The sequence below is a fragment of the Mesorhizobium sp. M7A.F.Ca.CA.002.05.1.1 genome (genome assembly GCF_003998335.1).
Taxonomy (GTDB): Bacteria; Pseudomonadota; Alphaproteobacteria; order Rhizobiales; family Rhizobiaceae; genus Mesorhizobium.
The window spans coordinates 1-1,132 of record NZ_RZQI01001314.1; the positions used below are offsets into that span (position 1 = coordinate 1).

The 1,132-nt window shown below is 65.2% G+C and carries 1 protein-coding gene; it reads left to right on the forward strand.

Going from position 1 to position 1,132, the window contains the following annotated elements:
• The coding region (locus EN939_RS35175) for a caspase family protein (RefSeq protein WP_206528440.1) at positions 1 to 1,132 on the forward strand (1,132 nt) is incomplete at both ends.

The window sequence follows — 1,132 nt, forward strand, 5'->3', positions numbered from 1 at the left end:
GGATGTTTTCGGCGCGACATCGCTGGCAAAGGATGTCTCCGACAAGGTGAAGCCGGGTCTCGGCCGGATTGGCCGCGCCGAAAACATCCTGTTCGCCTTCTCCGCCGCACCGGGCGAGACGGCTGCCGACGGCACCGGCCAGAACTCGCCCTTCACGACAGCGCTGACCAAATATCTCGGCACCGACGGGCTCGAGATCCGCTCGGTGCTGACGCTGGTGCAGCAGGAGGTCTACGATTTGTCGCGGGGCAAACAGCTGCCTTACGTCGAGAGCGGCCTGCCGAAGCTGTTTTTTGCCGCGGCCGCCAAGCAACAATTGCCGGAGCGCGAGCGCCTGTTGCTTGCCATGGCCGACGTGACGCCGGAAATGCGCGGTGAGGTCGAGCAGGTCGCCAGCGATGCCGACATGCCGCTGGCGCCTCTCTACGGCGTGCTGATCAGCTCCGACGCCAGCCACCTTTCGGCGGACAGCCTGAATGCCCGGTTGCGCGAGGCGGCCGACGCCTTCGTCAAGGTGCGCGGCGAAATGAGGACGCTGGCCTCCGATGATCCGCAGGTGACGGAATTGCGCCGGCAGGCCGAGGAGCAGCTTTCGCTCGGCGCCTTCGATGGGGCTCGCGCCATCCTCGCAAAGGCCGCCGACATCGACAATGTTTCGCGCAACGCCTTGAAGGCCAACTTCGTCAACCGCACGCTGTCCGAGGCGGCGACGCGTTTCCTGTCCGGCGGTGCGGCGCGCGCCGACCTCGACTACGCCACGGCCATCAAGGACTATGAATCGGTGCTGGTCCTCTACGGCGAGGCCGGGCAAACCGATCTGACCCTGGACCAGGCCGACCGCCAGATCCGAACCCTGGACGAGCTCGGCAAGCTCTACACCCTTGTCGGCAACACCGATGCGGCAGGCCGCGCCTTTGCAGCGCTGGTGTCCAATCTCGAGCTGCGTTCGGCCCGGGAAACCGACCCGAGCGTCAAGCGCGATTTTGCCGTCAGCCACATCAAGCTCGGCAACATCAAGCTGGCGCAAGGAGACCTGCCGGAAGCGCTGGAAAACTATCGGACCGCCAGAACCATGCTCAGGGATTTGACCGCTGCCGAACCCGATCGGCTGTCATGGTTCAGCGACTTCGCC